The sequence below is a fragment of the Shewanella sp. 1CM18E genome (genome assembly GCF_023161665.1).
Taxonomy (GTDB): domain Bacteria; phylum Pseudomonadota; class Gammaproteobacteria; order Enterobacterales; family Shewanellaceae; genus Shewanella.
This window is the reverse complement of sequence record NZ_JALNTW010000009.1, coordinates 158,464-166,387: the sequence shown is the minus strand read 5'-3', so window position 1 is coordinate 166,387 and position 7,924 is coordinate 158,464. Positions and strand designations below refer to the sequence as shown.

Below are 7,924 nucleotides of genomic sequence, written 5' to 3'. Positions count from 1 at the left end.
AATTCCATTAAACGTACTTCAGGCAAAGCCTAATTGATGATAACCACCTACTGAAGTAGGTGGTTTAGGGCTGAAAAAAAAAAGCCCCTAAAAAGGGGCTTATATTGATAATAACAGTCTAGCGATGCATCTTCTCAACTAATCCGGCAAGCTCATCATAATTTTCGTGGCAACTAGAACAGCTATCTTTTGAGGTGTTCCAAGGCTGCACATACTTACCATCTTTAGAGAAGTTCTCAGGGCTATCGGCAGGATAGTCTAAGTTGATTCTAAAGAAGTGCTTATCTTTTGGCATATGGCAGCTTTCACACTTAGCAACAAAGCTATGCACTTCAAGCTCAGGGGTGAATGGTTTGTCATAGTGACAATCAATACACTCCCTCACCATGGCATTTTCATGGCCAGGCTTATCACTATTGATTTTAGATTGGTGTGGGTTATGGCAAGTGTGGCAAGCCATATCAGCCTTCTTACCGGTAATCTCACCGGTGTCAGCATCCATCCCCAATAGAGCATCACCCGCTACACGGCCACCAATATCATAAGGGATAGTGCGACCACCAATGGTGTCACCACCAAAGTCTTGGTTATGTTCGCTCACAAAAGTCGGGAACTTACGGTTGGTCTTTTTGCTATGGCACTCGCTGCAGGTTATTGCCTTACCAAACCCCATATCCGCTTGCATCAAATCAGAGGTATAACGTCCTTTGGTGATACGTTCAATATCATCTGCTGATTGGGTCTTCACATGTTTATCACCCGCGCCATGACAAGCTTCACATTGAATACCAGTCATCTCAAACGTACCATCAATACCGACTAAACCATCTTGATGGTTCGGGTTTAGATCTGAGCCAGGAGTGTAATCCTTCCAACCTGTTGTATGGCAGTGACCACAGTCAAATAAGTGAGAATCTGGCTCATCACCCGGAGCATAACCAGAGATATGGTCAATGTTAAAGTCTTCGCCATTTTCAGGCAGAATCGCCCGCACACCAGTACCAGATAAGATATAGCCATTCTTATCAAGGTACATTGCCGTGCGATAATAACCACCAATCACATAACTGACCTCTTCCCAGCTGTTAGGCGTACCTGCGCTATTATCAGCGCCATATAGCAGCTCAACTGAACCTTCTATCGAAGTAAACGGGAACTTAGGCGCCTCACCATTTTCAACTTTACTCAACTTAAAGTTATGCCCAGTTTCTAAGAAAGTGTCTTTGTCGCTATGACAGCTCAAACAGGTTTGTGTGCCCACATAGCGGCGTGTTTCAGTTTTGTCACTAACCTTAATTGTTACAGTTGCACTGTCTGTCGCCCCTTCAGGATCGGCAACAGTGTAATTAAACACCACGGTGCCAATTTGCGTAGGAGTGAACAACAGTTGGTTATCCTTAATCACGCCTTCGCCATTGCCCTCCACTAACTCTATCAAGCTTAGCGTAAGAGCATCTCCGTCTGGATCACTATCATTGGCAAGCGCATCAATCATTACTGGCGTACCAATAATAGCTGTCGCATTCGTTGCCATGGCTACAGGTGGGTTATTGTCGCTTGGAGGTGGAGGCGGCGAGACATCATCACTGTCTGAGCCACAGGCAACCAATAAAGTTACCATACTTGCTAGCAACGCTTTTTTATAGGAAGCATTTACACTATTCATCATGATATTCCCTGCAAAGTCATCATTGTTTTTATATTTAAATTGCTTACATGCCTTATTTAACTTTTTGCTAAATCAAGCAATGAATTTTTAATAAAATATTGCAGCTCAATTAATGATAAAAATTCCCGCTTGCTAATTTTTAAGTGCAAAAAAGCAGCTCATCAGGTGAATTGATATGCTAAAAAACCAATCTCATTTGGTTTAGTGATTATTGAGTTCTATATTTTACAAAATAGAAAATAGTCAATTAATGACCTAGGGGTAATGGACTTATCGTCCCAAAAATGGTGATTTTCGTACCTAGTAATAACAATGTGAGCTCAAAGGCTTTTTAGTTAGCTAATATCAAGCTCAATATTTAAGCTTGCGCATTTATAGTACGCGCCTCTTTAAATTGAGATGGCGTAAGCTGAGTATGTCGCTTAAAAAACTTCACAAAATACGTCACATCATCAAAGCCAAGATCATAAGCGATCTCTTGGATCTTGGCGCTTCCAATAATTAGTCGTCGTTTAATTTCAAGAATCGCATGGGCATCAATCAACTGTTTTGCTGTTTGCCCACAAGCTTGCTTACACAGTAAATTAAGTGACTTATAGGATACATGCAGCATCTGCGCATATTCAGATGCCTCACGCGTGTTTGCAGCCTTGCTCTCTATCAGCAGTAAGAATTGTTGAAAACGATATGCCTGCGCTTCATTTAAATGTAAGGCTTCAGTCTTTCTCTCTGCCGCTAAAGCTACGAGTAATGATGAGAATAAAAGCTGAACAAGCAATTTAGAGTCTGTTACGCCTTCTTGAGCCTTATTAATTTCGTACAATAAGTGCTCACAAGTTTCTATCAAAGATTGACTTAAACTTAAAAGCGGTTGCTGTGAGCTCACCAGGTGAGTAGGAGTAAAGAATGGAATACGAATATTAGTTAAAATTGCATTTAAAAAATCTTCGGTAATATTAATCATCTTACCTTTTGGTCGACTTTTTAAATCAAAGGCATGCACTTGGTGTTTATTGATAAAAATAAAGCTGCCATTTTTAAATGGGTGATATTTAAAGTCGACAAAGTGGCCACCTTGCCCCTCAGAAATATAAATAAAACAGAAGTAATTAATCCGATGAGGTTGAGATGGACAAAATTTACACTTAGCAAGTTTGCTGTAAAAATGATCTAAATCTAATATTTCAACGCCAGATTTATTAATATTAGGCGCTCTAAACTCAACATTGGGAACACTGTGCATCAACTTAATTCCTACCCTTCCACATACCCTAAACCCAATTAACTTTTGGCTTAGGGCTATACGGATAACTACTTTAGCGGACTATCTAACACCAAAAGCTAATTATCAATAAATGTGCAGTAAAAACTAAACCCAGCTCCCAATCTACTTTAGAGTAACCACTACGCTATCAACTTCTGCTTGATAACGAGCAAACATATCAACAACCGCCTCGCTTTTGCTACTAAAACCTTTATCAGCAAGAAATTGTTCATTATAAAGCTTTGATGAAGATCGCTCGGCAATATCACACCAAAAGGTCACTATGGTTTTGCCTTGGCCCATTTTAGCAGCGGCATATAGTGCACCGGCAACGTTTAACGCGGCACTACTGCCAAGCGTAATACCATCATACTCTCTTACATGGCGCGCAATGGCGATCAAATCAACATCCGGCAGAGTAATGGCTTTGTTGATGTTAGCTTGGCTAAAGTTCTCCACTAAGCGCATGATACCAATCCCTTCGGTGAATGAACTGCCAGTTGATTGATATTGACCGTTTTTCAAATAGGCGTAGATCCCTGATCCATCAGGATCCACCAACCAAGTTTGTAACTGTGGATTTTGTTCTGACAAATAACGTGAGTTACCGGCGATCGTGCCGCCTGTACCAGCAACTGAAACTAACGCATCGATTGTTCCTTGAGTTTGCTGCCAGATCTCAGGAGCGGTATTGAGATAATGGGCCCTAAAGTTACTAGTGTTCTCAAACTGATCCGCCCACCAATAATCATTATTCGACTCACCAAGTCTTCTCGCGGTATGGTAAAAATGATCGGGGTTGGCAAAAGGACAAGGATCAACAAGCGTTAGCTCAGCATCATACAGGGCGATCATTTGCTCTTTTTCAGGCGCTTGTCCCTTTGGCATCACCACCTGCATCTTAAAACCAAGGGCTTTAGCCACCAGCGCTAAACCGATCCCGGTATTACCTGCCGTGCCTTCAACTATGGTCATTCCCGGTGTTAATTTACCGCTGGCGATGGCATCTTTTACCATCTGCAATGCGGCGCGATCTTTAATGGAACCACCTGGATTTTGTTGCTCGCATTTAAGTAAAATCTCGCATCCTGTCAGCTCACTTAGACTATTGATCCTCAGCAGATCAGTATTACCAATAAGATCGGTGATATTGCTAGAAATAACCGGAGGGGTTGTCGAAACGCTAAGATCGGGTTTAGGTGCAGTAGGCATAAGAAGGACTCTTTGTGGTCTTAGTTGTTACAATACTAGCCATTGCAAACACTAAAGCCAAGTCCATAAAACACTCGAGTTTAACAGCTCACTTGGCAGCGAGCTGTTAAGTTGAATCCTACTTTACACCCAGCCCAATTCGCGGAACTTAGCTAAGGTTTTACAAAAATACTGCATTTGTGCAGGCGTGCCGATAGAAAGACGATTCCAACCCTCGCCGTGATTAAATGGACGACCAACTAAAATCCCTGCCTTGCCCATACGCTGCATATACAGCTCACTGTCGCCATTAACCTTATGGAAAATGAAGTTGGTTTCACTTGGTAGATAATCTAAACCTAGCGCTTCCAGTTGCGCATAGACTAACTCTTTAGCTTGGCTGTTTGACTTAAGACTCAGCTCTAGCCATTGCTGGCTTTCAAGGCTGGCTTTTGCCGCCACACAACCAATTAAGTTAGCGTTATCGATACTCGCTTGCGCCTGCATCTGTTTGATTAACTCAGCATGCGCCACACCGTAACCCACACGTAAACCTGCTAAGGCATAAATCTTTGAGAAGGTACGGCACACCACAATATGCTTTTGCCCTTGCTTAACTCGCTCGATAGCAGAAACAAAGCCAACTTGTGCCACATATTCCACATAGGCTTCATCAACAATAAAGCTTAATTGACTTGATGCTTGATCTAACCACTGATTGAGTTCGCTTTGCGGCAATAATAGACCCGTCGGGTTATTTGGGTTACATAAGTACACAATCGATGGACCATTATGGGCGGCAACTTTGGCTTTCATCGCGCCAAGATCTGTTTGCCAATTGCCATCAAGCTTTACCTTCACCACAGGTACACCACGCGCCATAGCGTAATCAATAATCACACCATAACTCGGATCTGGCATCACTAGCTGAGTATTAGTTTGCACCAGTGCATCTAATGCCATTTTTAGCACTTCAGATGAACCATTACCGTAAATAAGCTGCGAGGCATCTAATGATAGGTTGCTAGCGATCGTTGCCATTAAATCACTACGTGCCGCATCTGGATAACGCCAAGCATTAGGCAATGCTTCAAGTACCGCTTGCTGCGCTTTAGGTGCTAGCCCTAATGGATTTTCGTTAAAGTTAAGCGGTATCGCTTCAGTGGTATTCACTGTTGCAGCTGATGGAGTTTGCGTAGAAACAGAGCTTGAGCTACAACCTAAAGTCACTAGGCTAGATGCAGCCGCACCAGCATAAAGAAATTGACGACGGCTTAACTTGAAAGAGTTTGACTCAACAGAATTTGATTGCATATTTATTTATAGTTATTGAATTAATATGAATAGATATTCATATTAATTGCTCACTATCGCTAGTCTTTCAAAGCTAATTTGCTAACTAGATCACATTTAAATCTAGCCGTAAGCTTATATAAATAAAGTATAAATTAGCCTAGGGGCAATTGAGCTCAAACATCACACAACAGATACAAAAAAGCCCTATCAAATTGATAGGGCTTTAAAGCTAGTCGATATAAGGTTAGCCGATTAGCTTACTGTATCGAGAACATTAACGAGCGAACCAAGCATCAGCCCAAGCGCTACCCACACCAGGTGCATAATGACTTGTTGAACCGCTACACCAGCCGCTGTTTGGCCATGGTAGACACTCATAAACACCACCGGCGTTAGTCACAACATCACCAGCTTGGTAGTGAGTACCTGCAGCGTAAGCTGGGTAGTCACCGCCTTCATCTTCTTCAACTAAGCTCACGCTAGTACGGCGAGTTAGCTCTTGCTCTGGAGCGCTAACCACGACTTCGTAACTACCCGCGACTAAATCTGTCGCAGACAGAGTCAGAGCTGCAGTGCTTGCGCTATTAACTTCAGTGCTAGCAAATACGTTATTGCCTTGTACTAAGCTAGCTTTAATCACCATGGTTTGGTTAACGCTAGCACTAAACTCAATAGTGACACTGCCTTGATCAAGCACATAACGTGGTGCAATACCGGTTACATCAAGAGTAGGTTTAACCACTGGTGGTAAGCCACCGTCACAGTCGCTATCGCCTTGTGCTTTCCAAACGCCCCACTCGCCTGTTGTGCCAGGCTCATCACCTTGAGTCCACCAGCCAGCTAACCAGCTCTGACCTGAATGGCTAACTGTTTCACCGCCAAGGTAAACCTTTGCTTTATCCCATGGGTTTTCACACACAGCGCCTTGCTCTTTCACTGTAACACTGCGCAATGCAACGGTTTGCTGCCCCGCACTGTCTGTCACGCGGTAAGTGAGTGAATACTGACCTAATGTTTCCGTATCAACATCACCTTCAATAACGATATGGTCAGTTAAGTCACCATCTTCGGCATCAAGTGCGCTAACACCAGCCATAGGGTAAAACTCACTACCCACTAATACGCTAGCGTTAGTTACGCCTTTAATTTCTGGCTTGGTGTTATACACTTCAACACTACGCACTTGTTCAGTCAGATTATCATCGCTATCAGACACACGGTAGGTTAGTGCATACAAACCCAGAGCGTCAGTGTTTACGTTACCTTCAACTTCAATTGACGATGTTAAGTCACCGTCTTCCATATCATTGGCGGTAACACCTGCTAGTGAGTTAAATTCACCGCCTAACTTAACCCGAGTATTACTGATCCCACTAAAAATGGGTTTACCGTTATCAGGCTCTGGCGGCAAAATATCTTGGCCATGAATAAACGGACCGTATGCCTTAATGAATGACTCATTGTAAGCCTGACCCGCTGAGTTTTGCCCCATATCCCAGTTAACTGACCAAGTCATCACACCACGTAGTGGCTGACCTTGTGCTTTTAATTGTTCAAAAGCAGCGTACAGTTTTTGTGGGTCTTTAACATAGCCCGTTGCTGCGGCATCTATGTTAGTAGGAATACCAAACACAAGTTTGTCGTGCGGGATCTTAGTAAAACCATTGTTGCCGTTCGCTAGTGCATCAGCGATATGATAAATAAACTCTTGCTTTAAGTTATCGTTGTTTTGGGCAATCCAACCTAGGCCTTCGATATAAATACCGTCACCGCCTTGGTTATAAAACTGTGGGTTAATCCAATCGTAGTAGCCTTCTAATGCCGTGATATAAGGCACGTACTTGCCACCAGTTGTTAGGTATGGGAATTCTGGCGCCATAGTGATCAAGAAGTTTTTACCTTGCTCACGGTAGTAATCCTTAACGATACGCAGCGCAGCAGGAATAACAGTTTGGTTGTCAGCAGCGGTAACAGCCGCCTGCTCAAGGTCGATATCCAAACCATCAAAGCCATATATTTCGACTAAACGAATGATTTCATCAGCCAATGCTTGCTCTTGACCATTACGCAGCTCAATGTGAGCATCTGCGCCGCCCAATGCGATTAATACAGAACGTCCTTGACGGTTTAGCTCACTGATTTGTTCAATAAACTGTGCTTCCGACAAGCCCACTGCAGGATCTAATTTAAAGGTAGGAATTGTGCCTACTGCGCCATAAACCTTCATAAATGACACATCTACAACGTTATATTGCGGATCAACTTCTTCTAATGTCACACATGGCGCTACGCCACCTTTGTAACCACCACCCGCACACCAGTTATGCCAATAGCCCACAACAACACCGGCTTGTGGATTAACCATATCGCTACCGTTAGCCATAGCTGGAGCAGATAATGCGCCCATAGCTAACGCAACACTAGCACCTAACAGATTTATTTTTAGTGATTTCATGTATTTATCCCTTTTCATTAGATATAGAAAAGCAACAAACAGGCATGCA

General features: G+C 43.0%; 5 protein-coding genes. All 5 read right to left on the bottom strand.

Annotated elements, in window-relative coordinates; genetic code table 11:
• Nucleotides 1-118: 118 nt before the first annotated feature.
• The 5 genes from MSG37_RS13620 to MSG37_RS21345 all read right to left on the bottom strand — a co-directional run bounded on the left by MSG37_RS13620 (nucleotide 119) and on the right by MSG37_RS21345 (nucleotide 7,875).
• A complete protein-coding gene (locus tag MSG37_RS13620) occupies nucleotides 119-1,669 on the bottom strand; it encodes a cadherin-like domain-containing protein (RefSeq protein WP_248471196.1) in 1,551 nt (516 codons plus the stop codon).
• 358 nt (nucleotides 1,670-2,027) lie between these two features.
• Entirely contained in the window at nucleotides 2,028-2,912 is an 885-nt protein-coding gene (locus MSG37_RS13615; RefSeq protein ID WP_248471195.1) for a helix-turn-helix transcriptional regulator, read from the bottom strand.
• Between the two features lie 144 nt (nucleotides 2,913-3,056).
• The gene (locus tag MSG37_RS13610; RefSeq protein ID WP_248471194.1) at nucleotides 3,057-4,145 is read right to left on the bottom strand and encodes a cysteine synthase A; all 1,089 of its coding nucleotides are present in this window, start codon (nucleotides 4,143-4,145) and stop codon (nucleotides 3,057-3,059) included.
• Between the two features lie 123 nt (nucleotides 4,146-4,268).
• A complete protein-coding gene (locus tag MSG37_RS13605) occupies nucleotides 4,269-5,438 on the bottom strand; it encodes a histidinol-phosphate transaminase (protein ID WP_248471193.1) in 1,170 nt (389 codons plus the stop codon).
• Between the two features lie 256 nt (nucleotides 5,439-5,694).
• Nucleotides 5,695-7,875 carry an immunoglobulin-like domain-containing protein gene (locus MSG37_RS21345; RefSeq protein ID WP_282446666.1) on the bottom strand — a complete coding sequence of 727 codons (2,181 nt, stop codon included), beginning with the start codon at nucleotides 7,873-7,875 and terminating at the stop codon, nucleotides 5,695-5,697.
• Nucleotides 7,876-7,924: the final 49 nt, after the last annotated feature.